The 19041-nt window shown below is 46.2% G+C and carries 15 protein-coding genes and 5 tRNA genes; 14 read left to right on the top strand and 6 right to left on the bottom strand.

Annotated features, from left to right (window positions below):
* Nucleotides 1-1285: leucyl aminopeptidase (locus ACTF5U_RS08555; RefSeq protein ID WP_438971208.1), on the bottom strand; the 1285-nt coding region annotated here is incomplete at its 3' end.
* A gap of 143 nt (nucleotides 1286-1428) precedes the next feature.
* Between ACTF5U_RS08555 and lptF the strand changes: the two genes are divergently transcribed.
* Together lptF and lptG are read left to right on the top strand one after the other, a co-directional pair.
* Nucleotides 1429-2505 carry an LPS export ABC transporter permease LptF gene (gene lptF, locus ACTF5U_RS08550; protein ID WP_438971207.1) on the top strand — a complete coding sequence of 359 codons (1077 nt, stop codon included), beginning with the start codon at nucleotides 1429-1431 and terminating at the stop codon, nucleotides 2503-2505.
* On the top strand, nucleotides 2506-3570 hold the full coding sequence (lptG, locus tag ACTF5U_RS08545; protein WP_438971206.1) for an LPS export ABC transporter permease LptG: 1065 nt from the start codon (nucleotides 2506-2508) through the stop codon (nucleotides 3568-3570).
* 38 nt (nucleotides 3571-3608) lie between these two features.
* Here the strand turns inward: lptG and ACTF5U_RS08540 are convergent.
* The 3 genes from ACTF5U_RS08540 to ACTF5U_RS08530 all read right to left on the bottom strand — a co-directional run bounded on the left by ACTF5U_RS08540 (nucleotide 3609) and on the right by ACTF5U_RS08530 (nucleotide 3935).
* Nucleotides 3609-3684: transfer RNA gene (locus ACTF5U_RS08540), tRNA-Glu, on the bottom strand.
* A gap of 75 nt (nucleotides 3685-3759) precedes the next feature.
* Nucleotides 3760-3835: transfer RNA gene (locus tag ACTF5U_RS08535), tRNA-Glu, on the bottom strand.
* Between the two features lie 24 nt (nucleotides 3836-3859).
* Nucleotides 3860-3935, bottom strand: a tRNA-Ala gene (locus ACTF5U_RS08530).
* A gap of 285 nt (nucleotides 3936-4220) precedes the next feature.
* On the opposite strand from ACTF5U_RS08530, the gene ACTF5U_RS08525 reads away from it, so the two are divergent.
* The 8 genes from ACTF5U_RS08525 to ACTF5U_RS08490 all read left to right on the top strand — a co-directional run bounded on the left by ACTF5U_RS08525 (nucleotide 4221) and on the right by ACTF5U_RS08490 (nucleotide 12269).
* Nucleotides 4221-6485, top strand: a complete 2265-nt coding sequence (locus ACTF5U_RS08525; protein WP_438971205.1) for an LPS-assembly protein LptD — start codon at nucleotides 4221-4223, stop codon at nucleotides 6483-6485.
* Between the two features lie 94 nt (nucleotides 6486-6579).
* The gene (locus ACTF5U_RS08520; protein ID WP_438971204.1) at nucleotides 6580-7839 is read left to right on the top strand and encodes a peptidylprolyl isomerase; all 1260 of its coding nucleotides are present in this window, start codon (nucleotides 6580-6582) and stop codon (nucleotides 7837-7839) included.
* 2 nt (nucleotides 7840-7841) lie between these two features.
* Nucleotides 7842-8837 (top strand): 4-hydroxythreonine-4-phosphate dehydrogenase PdxA, encoded by a 996-nt coding sequence (pdxA, locus tag ACTF5U_RS08515; protein WP_438971203.1) that lies wholly within the window; start codon nucleotides 7842-7844, stop codon nucleotides 8835-8837.
* Complete coding sequence (gene rsmA, locus ACTF5U_RS08510; RefSeq protein WP_438971202.1) at nucleotides 8834-9628, top strand: 16S rRNA (adenine(1518)-N(6)/adenine(1519)-N(6))-dimethyltransferase RsmA; 795 nt, start codon at nucleotides 8834-8836, stop codon at nucleotides 9626-9628. The genes pdxA and rsmA overlap by 4 nt, the downstream gene beginning before the upstream one ends.
* Nucleotides 9629-9848: 220 nt before the next feature.
* Nucleotides 9849-10121, top strand: a complete 273-nt coding sequence (locus ACTF5U_RS08505) for an HU family DNA-binding protein (protein ID WP_438971201.1) — start codon at nucleotides 9849-9851, stop codon at nucleotides 10119-10121.
* Nucleotides 10122-10132: 11 nt separating this feature from the next.
* Nucleotides 10133-10208: transfer RNA gene (locus ACTF5U_RS08500), tRNA-Val, on the top strand.
* Nucleotides 10209-10216: 8 nt separating this feature from the next.
* A tRNA-Asp gene (locus tag ACTF5U_RS08495) sits at nucleotides 10217-10293 on the top strand.
* 92 nt (nucleotides 10294-10385) lie between these two features.
* Nucleotides 10386-12269, top strand: a complete 1884-nt coding sequence (locus ACTF5U_RS08490; RefSeq protein WP_438971200.1) for a SurA N-terminal domain-containing protein — start codon at nucleotides 10386-10388, stop codon at nucleotides 12267-12269.
* A gap of 43 nt (nucleotides 12270-12312) precedes the next feature.
* Here the strand turns inward: ACTF5U_RS08490 and ACTF5U_RS08485 are convergent, their stop codons facing one another.
* A complete protein-coding gene (locus tag ACTF5U_RS08485; protein WP_438971199.1) occupies nucleotides 12313-13515 on the bottom strand; it encodes a dicarboxylate/amino acid:cation symporter in 1203 nt (400 codons plus the stop codon).
* A gap of 82 nt (nucleotides 13516-13597) precedes the next feature.
* Nucleotides 13598-14386 (bottom strand): enoyl-ACP reductase FabI, encoded by a 789-nt coding sequence (locus ACTF5U_RS08480; RefSeq protein ID WP_438971198.1) that lies wholly within the window; start codon nucleotides 14384-14386, stop codon nucleotides 13598-13600.
* Between the two features lie 132 nt (nucleotides 14387-14518).
* Here ACTF5U_RS08480 and ACTF5U_RS08475 point away from each other — a divergent pair, with 132 nt between their 5' ends.
* The 4 genes from ACTF5U_RS08475 to ACTF5U_RS08460 all read left to right on the top strand — a co-directional run bounded on the left by ACTF5U_RS08475 (nucleotide 14519) and on the right by ACTF5U_RS08460 (nucleotide 19029).
* Nucleotides 14519-16672 (top strand): ABC transporter substrate-binding protein, encoded by a 2154-nt coding sequence (locus ACTF5U_RS08475; protein ID WP_438971197.1) that lies wholly within the window; start codon nucleotides 14519-14521, stop codon nucleotides 16670-16672.
* A gap of 84 nt (nucleotides 16673-16756) precedes the next feature.
* Nucleotides 16757-17524, top strand: coding sequence for a flagellar motor protein PomA (pomA, locus tag ACTF5U_RS08470; RefSeq protein ID WP_438971196.1), 768 nt, complete (start codon nucleotides 16757-16759; stop codon nucleotides 17522-17524).
* 19 nt (nucleotides 17525-17543) lie between these two features.
* Entirely contained in the window at nucleotides 17544-18437 is an 894-nt protein-coding gene (locus tag ACTF5U_RS08465; protein WP_438971195.1) for a flagellar motor protein MotB, read from the top strand.
* 10 nt (nucleotides 18438-18447) lie between these two features.
* Complete coding sequence (locus ACTF5U_RS08460) at nucleotides 18448-19029, top strand: YceI family protein (RefSeq protein ID WP_438971194.1); 582 nt, start codon at nucleotides 18448-18450, stop codon at nucleotides 19027-19029.
* Nucleotides 19030-19041: the final 12 nt, after the last annotated feature.

Here is a 19041-nt window from a genome sequence, read left to right as displayed (position 1 = left end):
TGTCCAATTGTTTTTGATAATCATCCCAGATAGGTAATTGCCAGCCACGGTCAAAACTGTCGTTGCCTGCTTTGATTAAATCATCCGCCAGTTGTTGATCATTAGCCATCACGCCAGTAGTCACACTACCCAGCGCCACGATAACGGCACCTGTCAATGTGGCAATATCAATAACGATTTCAGGATTGAAACGCTCGCTGTAAGTCAGCGCATCACAGAGGATCAAACGACCTTCGGCGTCGGTATTGAGAATTTCGATAGTTTTGCCTGCCATGCTGGTAACGACGTCACCGGGTTTGTTGGCATCGCCATCAGGCATGTTTTCAGAGCTGGGAACGACACCCACTACATTGATAGGCAAACCGAGTTCAGCAATAGTTTGTATGGTACCGAGCACGCTGGCAGAACCACACATGTCATATTTCATCTCATCCATGCCTTGTGAAGGCTTCAATGAGATACCACCCGCATCGAACGTAAGACCTTTGCCAACTAGAACAACAGGACGTGCATTACCACCGGCACCGTTATATTCCATCGTAATCAGTTTGGCAGGCTGACGGCTACCACGTGAAACGGAGAGAAAAGAGCCCATGCCCAGTTCTTCCATATCTGATTCTTCCAAAATAGTCGTTTTGACGGAATCGTATTGTTGTCCAAGTTTCACGGCCTGATCAGCTAAGTAGGTCGGTGTACAGATATTTCCAGGCAGATTTCCCAGCTCTTTTGCCAAGTTCATGCCCTGACCGATGGCTGAACCCTGCGCCATTGCCTGGCCGAAAGCGGCTGAGTCAGCTTCATCTGCAGCAAAGCTGAGATATAACAACGGTTTTTCAATTGGTTTGTTGTCACTCTTGGTATGTGTGTAGTTATACAGTGTACTTTCGGTATTACAGGCTGTTTGGCGTACTTTCCATGCACTGCTGCGTCCAGCCATTTCTACTTCGGCAATAGCGCAGACAGCCGATTGTGCTCCACTCTCGTTGATAACCTGCGCCATTGCAGTGGTGGCAGTGTTGAAATCGTTTTCAGTGGTTTTGCCTTTTTTACCAAACCCAAGCAGCAAGATTCGGGCACTTTTAACGCCACTGGCGTGATGGATAAATAATGTTTGACCCGCCTTGCCCGTTACATCGCCGCTGTCAATGACGCGCTGAACAGCGCCCTGGCTGTCTTCATCAAGCTGTGCTGCTGAGGGGCTGAGTTCACCACCATCATAAACCGCGACAACAAGGCAATCAGTCTCAAGACTTGCCAGTGTGTCCGTAGTCACAAAATACTGCATGGATTTCTCCTGTATGGATGAATTGGTTTAGACTTATCGTTTTAGTGTGTCAGAAATAACCGCTTTATTGTAACCAAGACTCTTCATTGATGCGCAACGTTCCAAAACTATTTCATTCTTGGCTGGCTGTCGTTGACAGATATATGCTCAAAGAATTCAGTATCAACCTGATTGCCGTAACCGGTGTTTTGTGGCTGATCTACGTCTCGACACGCTTTGCCCGCTATCTGGCGGACGCGGCTGTAGGCAATATGCCTGCTGATGTCATTTTCAGTTTGTTAGGACTGAGTTCGCTGGGTGCGTTGTCCATTCTTTTGCCAATTGGCGCCTTTCTCGCAGTGATGCTTGGACTAGGACGGATGAGTTCAGATAACGAACTCACTGTGATGGCTGCCTGTGGTATTTCAAATTTGCGGGTTATGCGCAACGTGCTGCTGTTTGCCGGAAGCATCGCTGTGATTGTGGCCGTGTTAGCCCTGTATATTGTTCCTGGTGTGATGTCTGATCGTTATGAATTACAGCAACGCGCTAAAGTCTCTGCAAATACCACAGGTTTGATAGCAGGTAGTTTTAAAGAGAGCCGGGATGGTGATTGGACGTTTTACTCGGAAGGCCTCAGTGCCAACAAGCAGTTTATGGAAAATGTCTTTATTGAAATCCATCGTGAAGAAAAACCATTGATTTTTCGTTCTGAAACCGGTTATTTCGAAGTGGATTCAATTACGGGTAACAAATTTTTAGTGTTGGACGATGGTTATCGTTACGAGGGAAAAGCGGGTGATCAGGACTTTACTATAGCCCAATTTGGTTCACATAGTTTGCTGGTTGAAAAAGGTGACGACGGTGAGGTGAGGGAGCGGCACAAAGCAATGCCCACCAAGCAGCTTCTTGAACGCGGGGAAGCTCAGGACATCGCTGAAGTGCAATGGCGCACCTCAGCCGCATTAATGACGTTATTACTTTGTTTGATGGCTATACCACTCGCAAACGCTGGGCCACGACAAGGACGCTACGCTGGCTTTGTCCCTGCTGTTTTACTTTACATTGTCTACAGCAACCTGCTCGGTGTTAATCGTGCATGGGTAGCGAAAGGGGATATCCCTCTCTGGTTAGGCGGGGTATGGGTACATTTACTTATGCTGGGTTTATTGCTGGTGCTGCTCAATCGCCAAAAGTTGCGCCGGATTCTGGACCAATACAGACAGAGAATCAGTAGCTGAATGAAAATTCTCCAACAATATATCGCTAAAAATATTATCGCCAGCACGCTACTCGTGCTTCTGGTATTGCTTGGTCTTTATACTTTCATGGACTTCATCGCTGAGTTGGATGACCTTGGTAAAGGCAATTATCAGCTGTTGGATATTCTGACTTACATCGCACTGACAATGCCCAAGCGGATTTATGAACTGTTACCGGTTGCCGCCCTAATGGGCAGCGTGATTGGTTTAGGGAATCTAGCAAGCCAAAGCGAACTGGTCGCGATGCGAGCTGCCGGTGTTTCAATCAAAGACATCAATAAGTCGGTCTTATTCGTGGCAGGCGTATTGATGCTGGTTGCTCTTGTAGTGGGTGAGATTCTTCGACCTGTTGCCGAGCAACAAGCACGTGAATTGCAGTCGGTATCTCAAACCGGTACCGAAGGGGTACGCTCCGAACATGGTTTCTGGACCCGTGATGGTAATCACTTTAATCATATTGAGCGGATTAATAGTGATGGCAGTTTCGCTAACATTGCAATTTATGAGTTTGATGATAACAACAGGCTCCGTGTTTTAACGCAGGCTGCGGAAGCAGAATATCAGCAAGATAGCTGGATTTTATCTGATGTCGTACAAAGCACTATCGACATAAGCGGTGTTAAAGTACGTTCGGTTTCACACGCCCGATGGAAGTCTCAGTTAAATCCGGGCATGCTCAATATCGTTGTGGTGCCACCGGAGTTTCTACCGATTTGGGATTTGCTCGAATACGTTCAATATCTGGAACAAAACCATCAATCAGTGGCACAGTATGAATTGGCGTTCTGGAGCAAAATGATGATGCCATTGAGTACGGCGGTAATGGTGCTTCTGGCGGTTCCTTTTGTATTCGGGCCCTTACGTACAACGCCGATCGGCGGACGCATTCTGGTGGGGACTTTAGTCGGAATAGGCTTTCACTTATTTAACCAAAGCTTCCAGCACATGGGCTTGGTCTTTGGCTTATTCCCCTCGATGGCCGCAGCATTCCCAACAATGGTGTTTGCTGGGCTAGCCTGGTATATGAACAGTCGGGTGAGATAGATAAAAAAATAGCGCTATAAAAGCGCTATTGGTATAGATGGCGTCCCCAGGGGGGTTCGAACCCCCGTTACCGCCGTGAAAGGGCGGTGTCCTAGGCCTCTAGACGATGGGGACCCAGTGACTTCTAATGCTGTAAATTTATTCTTGTTCTAAACTAAAACGGGCCTGTTGTCAGACCCGTTCTGTATATGGCGTCCCCAGGGGGGTTCGAACCCCCGTTACCGCCGTGAAAGGGCGGTGTCCTAGGCCTCTAGACGATGGGGACCTAAAACTTTTTCTTTCGGTATTATGGTGGAGCTAGGCGGGATCGAACCGCCGACCTCTTGCATGCCATGCAAGCGCTCTCCCAGCTGAGCTATAGCCCCCCGAAAGGAAGCGCATATCATAGGGACTGGTGCTCTTAGTGTCAACATATCTTAGCAAATAAATTTCAGCCCTTGCGAGTGTTGAACGGAAACTGACGCAAGCATTATCAGAGGATTCTCGTTACTGGTATTGCTAAACTATTGAAGCAGCATTGATAACGTGTCTTTTTCTATGCGTTGGATAACAGCTGATTTGCCGATTGCGCTTATATATGCGATAAATTGGTAGTTATTTTTTTCGGTCAGGATATCGATTATGGCTGGGGCAGCAGCTTGAGGTTGAACATGCGCAGAGTAAAGGTTTTATCAACAATAATAATGGCCTGCTTGGCGGGGACTGCTTTAGCTGAACAGGAGGGCGGTCTTACCTGTCACTTTGGTTACGAAAATCTTTTCTTACCCGCTACCACAGTTGACCCTGAACAAAGCCAAGTCGATGTTAAAGCCGATAGTGTGCAACTTATACAGACAGGCACGTCTGTTTTTACGGGGGATGTGGATATTACCCGTGCTGGCCGACAAATGACCTCTGAACGGGCAACCTACAACCGGAATAGTGGTGACGTGACCGCAACTGGGGGCGTTAGACTGCGTGACAGTGATGTTATTATCGATGCGGAACAGGCAGAGTGGTCTTTGAATAAAGATGAAGGCCGTATGCTCGATGCCAAGTATCGCATTCGGCAAATGCATGCACGTGGTGAATCTTCACATATCCTGCGCAAGGGAAAAGCCACGACGGATCTTAAAGAAGCGACCTATACTACTTGTCCGGAAGGCAGTAATTTCTGGGAATTAAAAGCCAACAAAGTCCACCTAAATCATGAAACGGCTGTCGGTGAAGCCACCAACGTCGTTCTCCGTATGGGCGGTTGGCCAGTATTCTACACACCGTACATTAACTTTCCCCTCAATGATGAACGCAAGTCTGGCTTTTTGGCGCCCACCATTGGCACCAGTGACGAAACCGGTTTTGATCTGGCCACCCCATATTACTGGAATATTGCACCCAATCAGGATGCGACCATAACGCCGCGCTACATGTCCGATCGTGGCTTTATGTTGAGCGGACAATACCGCTACTTAACGGAATACAGTGAAGGTGAACTGGAAGCATCATTTTTGAGCTCGGATGACCTGAGAACGGATGGCGATGATACAAATCCATATTATCAGGAAGATAGAGAGCTGTTTACATGGCAGAACAGAACCTACTACAACAGATGGCATGGCATAGTTGATTATGGCTATGTATCTGACGAAAACTATTTTGAAGATTTTGGTTCCAGTCTAAGCTTATCCAGTCAGACCCATCTCAATCAATTAGCCCAGGCTGGTTATAGTGGCGACTTTTGGAATTTAACCGCCCGTGTTCAGGGATATCAAACCTTGGGAGATGTTCAGGAGCCATACAAACGTCTGCCACAACTGCTGTTTCGATCTAATTTACCCGATCAGGCTTTCGGGCTGACCTACCAAATGGATGCTGAGTATGTCGAGTTTGATCACGACGAAAGGATTGAAGGCCAGCGTATTGATTTTGAACCGGCTGTCAGTTTGCCGATGGGAACAGCTGGTTTCTACGCTACACCAAGAGTGGCACTGAGGCATACACAGTATGATCTCAAAAACGACCAAACGAACAGTTTTGATGATAGTGCCAGCCGAACTTTGCCCGTCACCAGCTTTGATACAGGCTTGTTCTTCGATCGTGACATTAATTTCTGGGGTGATAGCTATACTCAGACACTGGAACCTAGAGCTTTCTATCTCTACATCCCTCGACGTGAACAATCTGATATTCCTAGTTTTGATACGGCGCTTTCGACGTTCAATATGATTCGATTGTTTTCTTACGACCGCTTTATTGGGCGTGATCGTGTAGGGGATGCGAATCAGCTTTCATTGGCATTGACGTCCCGTGTTCTCGATCAACAAACAGGAAAGGAGAAGTTTCGTTTTACGCTTGGTCAAATCCAATATTTCAGTGATCGTGAAGTCTTTCTCCCTGGTGGAACCGTCGAAGAAGATAGAGAGTCAGACATGATTGCAGAAGCTGTCGCTTATATTAACGATGAGTGGTCAGTTAACGGTGAAATACAGTGGGATCCGGATGTCAATCAATCCAACCTGTCGTCAGTAGGAATGCGCTATCGTAATGATAATGGGGTTATTTTTAATATTTCTCATCGTTATCGTCGTGAAAATGCGGCAACCAACGTTCAGGAAGGTTTAGAACATCTCGATGTTTCTGCGCACGTGCCTATCAATGATGTGTGGAGCGTATTTGGTCGATATTATCGTTCACTAAATACCGGAACAACTCTGGAAGGGTTGTTTGGTGTTGAATACGACAGTTGTTGTTGGGCAACAAGATTGGCCATTCGCAATTATGTGAACGAAGGTGGCATTTTCAACAACGTCAACACAGAACAACAAGATCGAAACTTGTCTATTTATCTACAAATAGAATTAAAAGGTCTGGGCGCATTCGGTAAAAAATCTGACAGTCTGCTGGAGCAGAGTATCAGGGGTTATCAGGCGGACTAAACGCAACCATGATGGGATTTTATGATTATGCTGCGCGCAGCTAGAGCGTTGTTGCTTTATAATGCCTGCGTGAAATTTGGAGTAAAACGTTTCAATGATTAAGTATCTTATTGCAGCTATGCTGCTTGTCACCAATGTTTGGGCTGAACCACTGGATCGCATTATTGCTGTCGTCAACGACGAAGTGATTCTGGAAAGCGAGTTGATGGATATGCAACAAACGGTACGGCAGCAATTAAGACAAAGAGACGCCGCCATTCCTCCCGGTGATGTATTGAGTAAGCAGGTTCTTGAAAGACTTATCATGCAACGTCTTCAGCTACAGCGTGCAGACAAGGTAGGTGTGAGGGTAGGTGATGATGCTCTCAATGCGGCCTTGAAACAGATTGCTGCGAACAACAATATGGATCTTCGCCAGTTTCGGGATGTGTTAGAAGATGATGGCTATAACTTCAGCCGCTTCCGTGACACGATTCGCGAAGAAATGATTATTTCCCGATTACGGAAAAGTCAGGTCGAAGATCGTGTCGTGGTATCGGACCGTGAAGTTGATAACTTCCTTGCAACGCAGAGCATTCAGGGCGATGGTGAGATTGAATATCAACTCCAACACATTCTGGTCAGTATGCCAGAGGCCGCTTCACCTGAGCAGGTGCAGGAAGCGCAACAACAACTCAAAAAAATACAGTCTTTATTAGATGAGGGGGGTGACTTTTCAGAAGTCGCTGCTGGCTATTCGGATGGGCAGAATGCACTTGAGGGTGGTGAGTTGGGCTGGCGTAAGCAAGGTGAGCTACCTTCATTGTTTGCTGGTGTTGTGCCTGAACTGGCTGTGGGTGAGGTCAGTGAACCTTTGCGCAGCGGAAGTGGCTTTCATCTTGTCCGTGTGAAAGACAAAAAGAGTCAGGAAGTGCATTTAGTCAAGCAAACGCTGGCTAGTCATATTTTGATTAGAACCAATGAGCTGACGTCTGATGAACAGGCTGAAAAACGTCTTCAACAATTACGTACACGTATCGAAAAAGGTGAAGATTTTGCTGAATTGGCGCGGTCACACTCCGAAGATACAGGTTCAGCTATTGACGGTGGTAGCCTCGGTTGGACCAGCCCCGGTGTGATGGTGCCAGAGTTTGAAGAAAAAATGGAAAGCCTGGCTATTGGTGAAATGAGTGATGTGTTTAAAAGTCGTTTTGGCTGGCACTTAGTTAAAGTGATGGATAGACGCGAACAAAATATGGCCGACGAATTCAAACGAAACAAAGCACGTGAACAAATTCGCCAACGTAAAATTGATGAAGAGCTGGAAAGCTGGTTAAGAGCAATGCGTGATGAAGCGTATGTGGAGTATCGCTAACTTTGACATCCATAAAGCGCATTGCGCTAACGGCTGGCGAGCCGGCTGGTATTGGCCCCGATCTTTGTCTGCAGATTGCACAGCAAAAACAATCGGCTCAGTTAATTGCTATTGTGGATCCGGACTTACTGGAACAAAGAGCGAAGCAACTTAACTTACCCATAGAGTTAAGCAAAGCAGACCTCACTGAGCCTGCCAAGGTTGCGGGAGTAGGTCAACTTTATTATTTACCCATTTCATTGGCTTCATCAGTCACAGCCGGGCGTTTAAATTCAAGTAATAGCAGTTATGTCATTGAAACACTTCAACTGGCTCTGGATGGCTGCATGGATGGACGATTTGATGCGATAGTCACGGCACCTGTACACAAAGGTGTGATTAACGATGCCGGGGTCGACTTTAGTGGTCATACTGAGTTTTTTGCTGACGGTGCCGGTGTCGAAAAAGTTGTTATGATGCTTGCCACAGAACAACTCAGAGTAGCTCTGGCGACGACACATTTACCCTTGCGCGCTGTGGCTGATGCTATAAGTAAAGATTCCCTACGTCAGGTGCTTACGATTACAGTCAATAGTCTCAAACAACAGTTTGGACTTAAGAATCCCCGCATCGCAGTCTGTGGCCTGAATCCGCATGCCGGTGAGGGGGGCCATCTTGGTCGTGAAGAAATCGACGTGATTCAACCAGTCATAGATGAAATGCAGTCCACAGAAGCCACCATTACTGGGGCATGGCCAGCGGATACCATTTTTAATCAGGATAAATTACAGCATTACGATGCGGTGTTGGCAATGTTTCATGATCAGGGCTTACCCGTGTTGAAACATCATGGCTTTGGTAAAGCCGTTAATATAACGCTAGGCCTACCATTTATCAGGACCTCGGTGGATCACGGAACGGCCTTGGATTTAGCAGGAAAAGGCACGGCTCAGGCGACAAGTCTGCAGACTGCGATCGATATGGCATTGATGATGGCAAATAGCCGGGACACAGAATGACAAAAAGCCAGTACCCCAGAGCACGAAAACGTTTTGGTCAGAATTTTCTTCATGATGAGGGGGTTGTCGAATCTATCTTGGCGGCGATAAGCCCAGAGAAAGGTCAACATTTAGTTGAGATTGGCCCGGGACGTGCAGCATTGACCAAACCGCTTTTATCACACTGCGATTGGCTGGATGTGATCGAGCTGGATCGTGATCTAGTCCCATTATTACAAAAGCAATTACGCCACCCACACCTAACGATTCATGAAGCGGATGCATTGCGCTTTGACTACCGTAGCTTACAAAAAAACGATGAATTACTTCGGATAATTGGCAATCTTCCTTACAACATTACGACACCATTGTTATTTCACTTGTTGGAGCAGGGCGATTGTATTGAAGATATGTGTTTTATGTTACAGCGAGAGGTTGTTGAGCGCATTTGCGCGCAGCCCGGCAACAAGCAATACGGTCGCTTGAGTATTATGATCCAGCACCAATGCGACGCGGAGTTGTTATTTATTGTTCCACCCGAAGCATTTGAGCCGGCACCCAAGGTTGAATCCGCGATTATATATCTGCAACCACGCAAGCATCGAGTCGGTGGTAGTGTCGACCTCGATATCATGGGTAAAGTGGTCACGGCAGCATTCAGTCAGCGTAGAAAAACGATCGCTAACACACTGAAAAATATGGTAACTATTGAGGATTTTGAACGTGTAGGAATTGACCCGGCGCAAAGACCGGAAACGGTTTCTGTGTCAGCCTTTGTCGCGCTTACAAAAGCCTATATTGAGAAACAGTAAACAGAACAATATTCATGTCACAGACTGGATTGTCAACTTCATACTGATTGGCTATTTGTATGAACATAGAAAATCTTTCGAACAACTCAAATTATCCGTCTTGACACGTCCAATTTGCTGTAGTTAGATACACAAGACCAATAAAGCCAGTGTCTGGAAACTATGTGGCTATTGGGACTTGGACGATATAACTATTTATAATGATATGAGGAATTAAGCTGTGAATAAATCTGAACTAATTGATGCAGTTGCTGCAGCTGCAGATATTTCAAAAGCAAAAGCCGCACAAGCTGTTGATGGTGTAACATCAGCTGTAACAAAAGCCCTGAGCAAAGGTGATCAAGTCACTCTGGTAGGGTTTGGAACATTCTCTGTTCGCGATCGTGCTGCACGCACTGGTCGTAACCCACGCACAGGCGAAGAAATCAAAATCGCTGCTGCAAAAATTCCTGCATTTAAGGCTGGTAAAGCACTTAAAGATTCTGTAAACTAGTCTGTTTTCTGGGGTGCTTAGCTCAGCTGGGAGAGCATCGCCCTTACAAGGCGAGGGTCGGGGGTTCGATCCCCTCAGCACCCACCAGGAATACAGGAGCGGTAGTTCAGCTGGTTAGAATGCTGGCCTGTCACGCCGGAGGTCGCGGGTTCGAGTCCCGTCCGCTCCGCCAAATATGAAAAAAGGCGCATTCAATGCGCCTTTTTTTTTGCCTAATATATTACACTAGCTATTTTAATAAGATTATCCTGAAGGTTCTCTTCTATGTTGCATTTCATTCGTGATCGTGCCCAAGGCTGGATTGCCTGGCTTATTGTAGGTCTAATTAGTATTCCTTTCGCCCTGTGGGGTGTGAACTCTTACCTGACAGGTCCATCAGATGTGCCTGTAGCTGAAGTGAACGGTATAGAGATTAATCAGGCGGAACTTCAGCAGTCAGTACAACAATATCGTGATCAGATGCGAAACATGCTGGGCGAACAATTCGATCCAGCTATGTTTGAAGGCGCGATGGTCAAACGAAATGTATTAGATAGCTTGATTGAACAACAACTACTCCGTGATGCCAATGAGAAACTTGGGCAACAGATCAGTGATGCTGAAATCTCACAGGTCATTCGAACTACACCCGCATTTCAACGTGACGGTGAGTTCGATTCTGAATACTATGCCATGGTCCTGGCTAGAGTGGGCTATACACCTACTCGTTATGAGGCACAGTTACGCACAGACCTGATGGCTCAGCAGCTTACGCAAAACATTCAAACCACCGTATTGGTAACAGAGAAAGATGTGCGTAAGACATTGAGATTGCAAGAGCAAAAGCGTGAAATTGCTTACGGCGTGGTACCTGTTCAGGATTATGTTGAGCAAGTGACTGTGACTGAGGATGAAGTTAAACAATTCTACGAACAAAATCAGTCTAATTATCAGGCACCGGCACAACTCAAACTCAACTATATCGAGTTATCAGTGGATACCATTGCCGCTGATCTTGAGGTCACTGAAGACGAGCTGAAGCAGTTCTATGCTGACAATCAACAACAATTTGTGGGGCCAGAACAGCGCCGGGCCAGTCATATCCTGATTGAAGGTGATAACAGTGAGTCGCTTGCTGCAATCGAATCTATCCAAGCTCGCCTTGAAAATGGCGAAGACTTTGCGGCACTGGCTGAGGAGTTGTCACAAGATCCCGGTTCAGCAACGCAAGGCGGCGATCTCGGCTTTTTCGAACGTGATGTTATGGATCCCGCATTCGAAGAGGCTGCATACGCGCTTGAAGAAGAGGGGGATGTCAGTGAACCTGTCAAAACCGAGTTTGGCTATCACTTGATCAAACTTACTGGTATTAAACAGCCAGCGGGTAAAGACTTTGCAGAAGCACGTGACGAGATTGAAAAACTTTACCGTCGCCAACAAGCTGAAACGATCTTTTTTGATCAGGCTGAACAATTGGCGAATCTGAGTTACGAAAATCCGGATAATCTGGATGTCCCAGCGGAGGCGCTTGAATTGCCAATCAAAACGACAGAAAGCTTCAGCCGTAACGGAACTGAGTCTGGCATTGCCAGCGAACAAAAAGTTATCAATGCAGCGTTTGGTGAAGATGTTTTGCAAAATGACTTAAACAGCGCAGCTATTGAACTCTCAGACACGCATCTGGTTGTGATTCATAAAAATAGTTTTACACCTTCAAAAGTACTGCCATTCGAATCTGTGTCTCCGGCTATAGAGCAACAATTAACGTTTGAGCGGGCGAGTGACAAAGCGCGTGAGCATGGTGAAGAAGTGTTGGCTAGGCTCAAGCAAGGCGATGATGTCCGCGATGTGCTGGAAAACTGGCAGGATGCTGCGTTTTATGGCCGCGAAACAGAGAACGTTAGTATTCAGATCTTACAGCGGGCTTTTGCGATGCCAAAACCTGATAATAGCGCTAAGTTTGCTGGATTCACTGCCAACAACGGTAATTATGTTGTTATCAAACTTACCGCTGTGGAAGAGGGTAAGCCGGCTGATGTGGTGCCAGAGGATCAACAAGCTCTGAAACAGCAAATTCAACAGGTTCTGGCGAATGCTGAGGTTCAGGCATTTATAGAAACGTTGCGAGCTGATGCGGACATCGAGATTTTGGACAAAGCGTTACGTTAAGCTGTGACGCGACCAGACAAAAAAGCGCCTTTGGGCGCTTTTTTTATGTCAGTCGATCGATAACGGCGGCACCTACACTATCGCCCCAGACATTGATCGTGGTACGGAATCGATCAAGAAACCAGTCTACGGATAATAATAAAGCGATGCCATCCAGTGGCAATCCCACAGCAGTTAAAACGATGACCATGGTGACCAGGCCGGCCTCAGGAATTCCGGCTGCGCCAATAGCTGCGAGCGTAGCAGTGATAAACACGATAGCTTGTTGCGTCATCGTCAAGTCGATCCCATATGCTTGAGCAATGAATAGGACAGCTGCTGCTTCGTATAGCGCTGTGCCATCCATATTGATGGTTGCACCTAATGGCAACACAAATTTGACAGCTTTGGGATCAACCTTATTTTCGGTGGCACATTCCATTGTTAATGGAAGCGTGGCCGAAGAGCTGGCTGTACCAAAGGCGGTCACCAGTGCTCTCGCCATACCCAGTAAGTAGTCAAAGCCACGACGAGCCACAAACAGCATGATCAGTACTAACACGACACCGTGAATAAGCAGGCCGGTGAGCACAGTTACAACATGAAGACCAACGGCTTTGATTTCAGCTAAAAATTGTTCACCGCCCCCGGCACTACCTAAACGTGCTGCAATTAAAGCAAAGATGCCAATCGGTGCAAGATGCATGACCCAGATAACCAATTTCATCATTGCTTCATTGATGCCATCAAAAACCGCGAATACGGGCTTTGATTTATCCCCCAGTGTTGTGAGGGCCATAGCAAACAAAATGGCAAAGACAATTAAAGGTAAAAGCTGTGTTTCATTGGCTGCTGAGATGAGGTTGGGCGAAATTAGAGATAAGAAAATATCACTGATGCCTGTGTCCTGTTTTGCCAGAATATGTTCAGGGACCGCCGCTTGAGTCAGTTGTATACCAGCGCCCGGTTGTATCCAGTTTACGACGAGTAAGCCAGTGAGTACTGCCAGACCTGTGGTTACAGTATAGTAAAGGACGGTATAGCCACCGAAGCGTCCCAGACGACGAATATCACCCAGGGATCCAATGCCGCTGATAATAGATGCAACGATGAGGGGAATAATTGTCATCTTCAACGCATTCAGAAATAACGTTCCCAACCAGCTTATTTGTGTCGCTGTTTCACCGCCATACCAGCCAAAAATGACGCCACCGATGGCGCCTGAAATGATAAAGGCCAGCAAAACCATGGCATGAGTTTGAGACATTGCAATTTCCTTTCCTGTGGCCAGAAACAAAACAGGGCATTAAAAAATGCCCTGTGAGTTATATTAGCAGATTGATGTAGGCTTACTTATCGCCGATACCTACGATGTTATAACCAGCATCTACATAAGTAATTTCACCGGTGACACCAGATGCGAGATCAGAACAAAGGAAGGCGGCAACATTACCTACTTCGTCAATCGTTACGTTGCGGCGTAACGGTGAGTTACGTTCGCCATAGGCCAGCATTTTGTTAAAATCACCAATACCAGCGGCTGCCAGAGTTTTGATTGGTCCCGCCGATACAGCATTAACACGAATGCCTTCCTCACCGAGAGAGTAGGCCATATAACGAACAGTCGCCTCCAGCGCTGCCTTGGCGACGCCCATGACGTTATAGTTATCAATTGCACGTTCCGCACCGAGGTAACTCAGGGTCATAAATGAACCGTTACGCCCAGCCATCATTGATTTTCCCGCTTTTGCCAAAGCAGCAAAGCTGTAGGCACTGATATCATTAGCCATTGCAAAGCCATCACGTGTGACACTGTCGACGAAACTGCCTTGGAGTTGTTCTCGTGGCGCAAAAGCAACCGAATGAACGATCGTATCCAGGCCATCCCAGTGTTTACCAAGAGAATCGAATACCGCCTCAATTTGGGCATCGTCGCTCACATCGCAAGGAAAGACCATCTTTGGATCAGCACCGCACTCCTGAGCGATTTTTTCGACACGGGATTTTAGCTTGTCATTTTGATAGGTAAAAGCCAGCTCCGCGCCCTGTTTTGCCATGGCGTGAGCAACGCCTGATGCTATTGAGCGTGGGCTGGCAACGCCCACAATTAACGCACGTTTGCCTTCCAGAAAACCCATGTGTCTCTCCTAAACTTGGGGTAAAGGCGGATAACTTACCTGATTTTCAAGATGACGGGAAGGGCAGCTATGCAGTAATCTCGTTATAATCTTGGTCACAAAGCTGCTTAGACTTAACTGATTAGGGATTGTATGCCTCTGAAACATCTGCTGGTTTATTTGATGCTGTTCGTGATTACAGCGTGTGATCCACAAGCTATAAACTCACCTTACCCTGATCAAGACAGCGAGGCTGCTGTTCTTTATTCTTCATTTTCACTTCGACCTAAGCACCTGGATCCGGCGCGCTCATACAGTGCCAATGAGATTGCCATAACGGGCCAAATCTACGAGCCACCCTATCAATATCATTACCTTAAAAGGCCCTACGAGCTAGAGCCTTTAGCGGCTAAAGCGATGCCTGAGGTGAAATACCTCGATGCACAGGGAGACGTCATAAACAATCCTCAACCGGAAAGCGAGGTCGCCCAAACGGTTTATACCATTCCGATTCAATCTGAAATTTTCTATCAACCACACCCAGCCTTTGTTAAAGATGAAAACGGAACCTTTCTTTATCATCAATTGGAAGAGTCGGAACTGGAAAATATCCAGAATATTGCCGATTTTGAGCAGACAGGTACCCGTGAACTGGTTGCAGAGGACTATGTTTATCAGATCAAACGATTAGCGCATCCAGAGATTCACTCTCCGATCCTTGGATTGATGGGTGAATATATCGTCGGTTTAACCGATTATGCAAAGAAGCTGCGTGAGCTAAGACGGGAAGGTAAGGCTGTTGATCTGCGTGCACATGAGATTCAAGGTGTAAAAGTCCTCGATGATCAACATTATCAAATCACCGTTAATGGAAAATACCCACAATTACGGTTTTGGCTTGCGATGCCTTTTTTTGCTCCCATACCATGGGAAGCAGAACAGTTTTACAGTCAGCCAGGTTTAATTGAAAAAAACATCACCATAGATTGGTATCCGGTTGGTACCGGACCTTTTTATATGACTGAAAATGATCCCAATCAGCGAATGGTATTAACCAAAAACCCACACTTCCATGGAGAATATTATCCCAGTGAAGGTGAACCTGAAGATGCCAGAAATGGCCTGCTTGTTGATGCCGGCAAGCCGTTACCGATGATAGATAAAATCGTGTTTACACTTGAGAAAGAAAACACGTCTTACTGGGGTAAATTCATTCAGGGCTATTATGATGCCAGTGGCATAAGCTCTGATAGCTTCGATCAGGCTGTACAGGTTTCATCATCCGGTGAATTCGGCTTAAGCGAAGGCATGAAAGAAAAAGGTATCCAGTTAGAAACAGCGGTGGGTACATCTACCTTCTATATTGGTTTCAATATGCTGGACCCATTGGTGGGCGGTGATTCCGAGAGTGCCAAAAAATTACGTCGCGCAATTTCCATAGCCATTGATCATGAGGAATACATTTCTATATTTGCTAACGGCCGAGGTATTCCGGCTCAGGGTCCTGTCCCTCCGGGTATATTCGGCTATGTAGATGGCGAGGAGGGAATAAACCCCTATATTTATAAGTGGGAAAATAACGAACCGGTGCGGCGTTCTCTGGACGAAGCCAAAAAACTCCTTGCTGAGGCTGGATATCCTAAAGGCCGTAATGCGGAAACAGGCGAGCCATTAGTATTGTATTTTGATGTCCCGGCCAGTGGGCCAGATAGTAAGGCGCAGCTTGACTGGTTACGTAAACAATTCCGTAAGTTGAATGTGCAACTGGTGATTCGTAGTACCGATTACAATCGTTTTCAGGACAAAATGCGCCGTGGCCAGGCTCAGATATTTCAGTGGGGCTGGAATGCCGATTATCCCGATCCGGAAAACTTTCTATTTTTACTGTACGGGCCTAATGGTAAAGTCGATACGGGTGGTGAAAATGCAGCCAACTATCACAATTCGGAGTTCGATAAATTATTTGAAAAAATGCGTGTCATGCCGAACAACGTAAAACGACAGCAAATTATTGAGGAAATGGTCGACCTTGCCCGCGAGGATGCTCCCTGGGTATGGGGCTTTCACCCAAAACAGTTTACCTTGTTTCATGAGTGGAATCACAACGTTAAGTCTAACCTGATGGCTAACAACACACTCAAGTACCGGCGTTTAGACACGGATTTACGACAGGCAAAACAGAGTAAATGGAATCAGCCACTATTATGGCCTTTGTTACTGGTTATCTTGGTTTTGGTAGTGATGTTATTGCCAGCGGCAGTACTTTATCGACGGAAAAAACATAAAAAACACCATTTAAACAGCTGATATTCGAGATTTATTGGCCTTTATTCGGTAGAATTAGCGCTTAGATTTTTGGTGTGCTCAGGCACAGATATAGGGAGTTAATTAGTGGATCTTGCTACGCTACTCGGCTTGGTTGTTGCTTGGGGCCTGATTATTGCGACCATTGCTTTAGGTGCTGCGGCCAGTACCTTCGTCAATATGCCCTCATTTGCCATTGTTATCGGCGGTACATTCGCCGTTGTATTGATGCGATTTAGTTTGGGTCAGTTTATTGGTTCCATAAAAACGGCCACAAAAGCATTTTTGAATAAATCTGAATCTCCCGAGGAAATTATTGAATCGGTTGTGGAACTTGCCGGTATCGCTCGTAAAGAGGGCTTGCTCTCATTAGAAAAACAAGAAATAACCAATCCTTTACTTGAAAAAGGCATCAACATGCTGGTTGATGGTCATGAGCCCGCCGTGGTTAAAAAAGCTCTGCTGACAGAGATGAATGAAACGCTGAATCGGCACAGCGTCGGTCAGCAAATTTTTAAAGCTATCGGTGATGCTGCACCGGCCATGGGCATGATTGGGACACTGATAGGCTTGGTTCAAATGTTGACCAATATGTCCGATCCAAAATCAATCGGTCCCGCAATGGCGGTGGCGTTATTAACGACCCTGTATGGTGCCATGCTGGCTAATATGTTTGCTTTACCTATTGCCGACAAGTTGTCACTGCGAAGCACCGAAGAGTTAATGACTAAGAGCATTATTATTGAAAGTGTGTTGGGCATTCAGGAAGGACAAAATCCGAAAGTATTGGGTGAAATTTTGCGTAACTTCCTGCCTGCTTCAAAACGTGACCCTGAAGAAGAACCGGCTGCTTGATTGAACCGGATCTATCGCAATGAGTGAAAACGGACAGAGAACCAAGAAAGAAGACGAGGGTTTGCCTGCTTATATGGCTACCTTTGCCGATCTGATGTCTTTGCTGATGTGCTTTTTTGTATTATTGCTTTCTTTTGCTGAGATGGATGCACTGAAATACAAAATGGTGGTCAAGTCTCTGGAAAATGCCTTTGGTGTTCAGCGAGAGGTAGCAGCAAACGAAATTCCCAAGGGTACCAGCATCATTGCCCAGGAATTTAGTCCGGGTGAACCCAAGCCGACACCTCTCAAAGTGGTGACTCAGGACACCATGGACGAAACGCGTGAAGAATTAAAAGTCACGATGGATGCTGAAAAAGTAGCGGAGCAACAAGCGCAGGAAGTCGCAGAAGAAACACAGAAGTTTAAAGAAGCATTAGAAAAAGAGATTGAGGAAGGCTTAATTGTTGTGGAAAGCGAGTTCAGCCGTATTGTGATCCGGATTCGTGAGAAGGGGTCTTTTACTTCAGGTGACGCCCGACTCAACAATAGTTTCATCCCCATTCTTAAAAAAATACATGATGTATTATTGAAAACGGATGGTCGCATTGCTGTAGCGGGGCATACCGATAATGTTCCCATTAATACCAGACGTTATCGCTCAAATTGGGAGCTTTCTACTTCGCGGGCGACATCCGTAGTGCATGAGTTATTAGCACCCGGTGATATGCAACCGGAGCGTTTTGTACTGGAGGGATATGCAGACACGAAACCGTTAGTGCCCAACGATACAGCAGACAACAGGGCTAAAAACCGGCGTGTTGAAATTATCGTGCTCAAATCGCCAGTGGAAGAAGAATTAACACGCTCCATTGATGAGTTGATGCTAGATCATGAGTCTGTTGATAGTGTCGTGACACCTTTTTATGAATAGGGAATGAGAAATGATTAAAATCCTTCCAATACTGGCAGTGATGATGTTCAGCCTGTCTGCTCAGGCGGCAGATTGGCAAATTGATAATGCACAGTCACGAGTTTCCTTTATATCAACTAAAAAGGTGAATGTTTCTGAAGTCCATTCATTTGGTCAGCTATCAGGTGGTTTAGATGCGTCGGGTAACTTCTTAGTGAAGATTGATTTGAGCTCTGTGGACACCAATATTGATATTCGTGATAGCCGAATGAAAGAATTCTTGTTTGACGTCGTGGATTTTCCATCAGCTCAGATAACAGGCAATATCACTTCTGAACAGCTGAATACAATCAAGGTCGGGCAACAAATGCGTGTTTCCGTACCTGTTAAACTAGCGTTACATGGCCGCCAACAGGCGCTGACTTTTGACGTTGTGATTAGCAAATTAGCGGATGACACATTATTCCTTGTTTCAGCAGAGCCGGTCATCCTTAATGTATCGGATTATGACCTGGTAGGTGGTGTTGAGAAGCTGCGCGAACTCGCAGGTTTATCCAGCATAAGTCATGCTGTACCAGTCAGTTTTTATTTAACTTTAACCGCTGCTAATTAAGAGGTCACAGCG

Origin of the sequence: Methylophaga sp., assembly GCF_965655755.1 — a bacterium.
GTDB lineage: Bacteria > Pseudomonadota > Gammaproteobacteria > Nitrosococcales > Methylophagaceae > Methylophaga.
Note: the sequence above shows the minus strand (reverse complement) of the source record. Positions and strands in the feature narration are given on the sequence as shown.

Coding starts and splice junctions, on each gene's coding strand:
- lptF (WP_438971207.1), top strand. CDS start 1,429: ATGCTCAAAGAATTCAGTATCAACCTGATTGCCGTAACCGGTGTTTTG.
- lptG (WP_438971206.1), top strand. CDS start 2,506: ATGAAAATTCTCCAACAATATATCGCTAAAAATATTATCGCCAGCACG.
- ACTF5U_RS08525 (WP_438971205.1), top strand. CDS start 4,221: ATGCGCAGAGTAAAGGTTTTATCAACAATAATAATGGCCTGCTTGGCG.
- ACTF5U_RS08520 (WP_438971204.1), top strand. CDS start 6,580: ATGATTAAGTATCTTATTGCAGCTATGCTGCTTGTCACCAATGTTTGG.
- rsmA (WP_438971202.1), top strand. CDS start 8,834: ATGACAAAAAGCCAGTACCCCAGAGCACGAAAACGTTTTGGTCAGAAT.
- ACTF5U_RS08490 (WP_438971200.1), top strand. CDS start 10,386: ATGTTGCATTTCATTCGTGATCGTGCCCAAGGCTGGATTGCCTGGCTT.
- ACTF5U_RS08485 (WP_438971199.1), bottom strand. CDS start 13,515: ATGTCTCAAACTCATGCCATGGTTTTGCTGGCCTTTATCATTTCAGGC.
- ACTF5U_RS08480 (WP_438971198.1), bottom strand. CDS start 14,386: ATGGGTTTTCTGGAAGGCAAACGTGCGTTAATTGTGGGCGTTGCCAGC.
- ACTF5U_RS08475 (WP_438971197.1), top strand. CDS start 14,519: ATGCCTCTGAAACATCTGCTGGTTTATTTGATGCTGTTCGTGATTACA.
- ACTF5U_RS08465 (WP_438971195.1), top strand. CDS start 17,544: ATGAGTGAAAACGGACAGAGAACCAAGAAAGAAGACGAGGGTTTGCCT.
- ACTF5U_RS08460 (WP_438971194.1), top strand. CDS start 18,448: ATGATTAAAATCCTTCCAATACTGGCAGTGATGATGTTCAGCCTGTCT.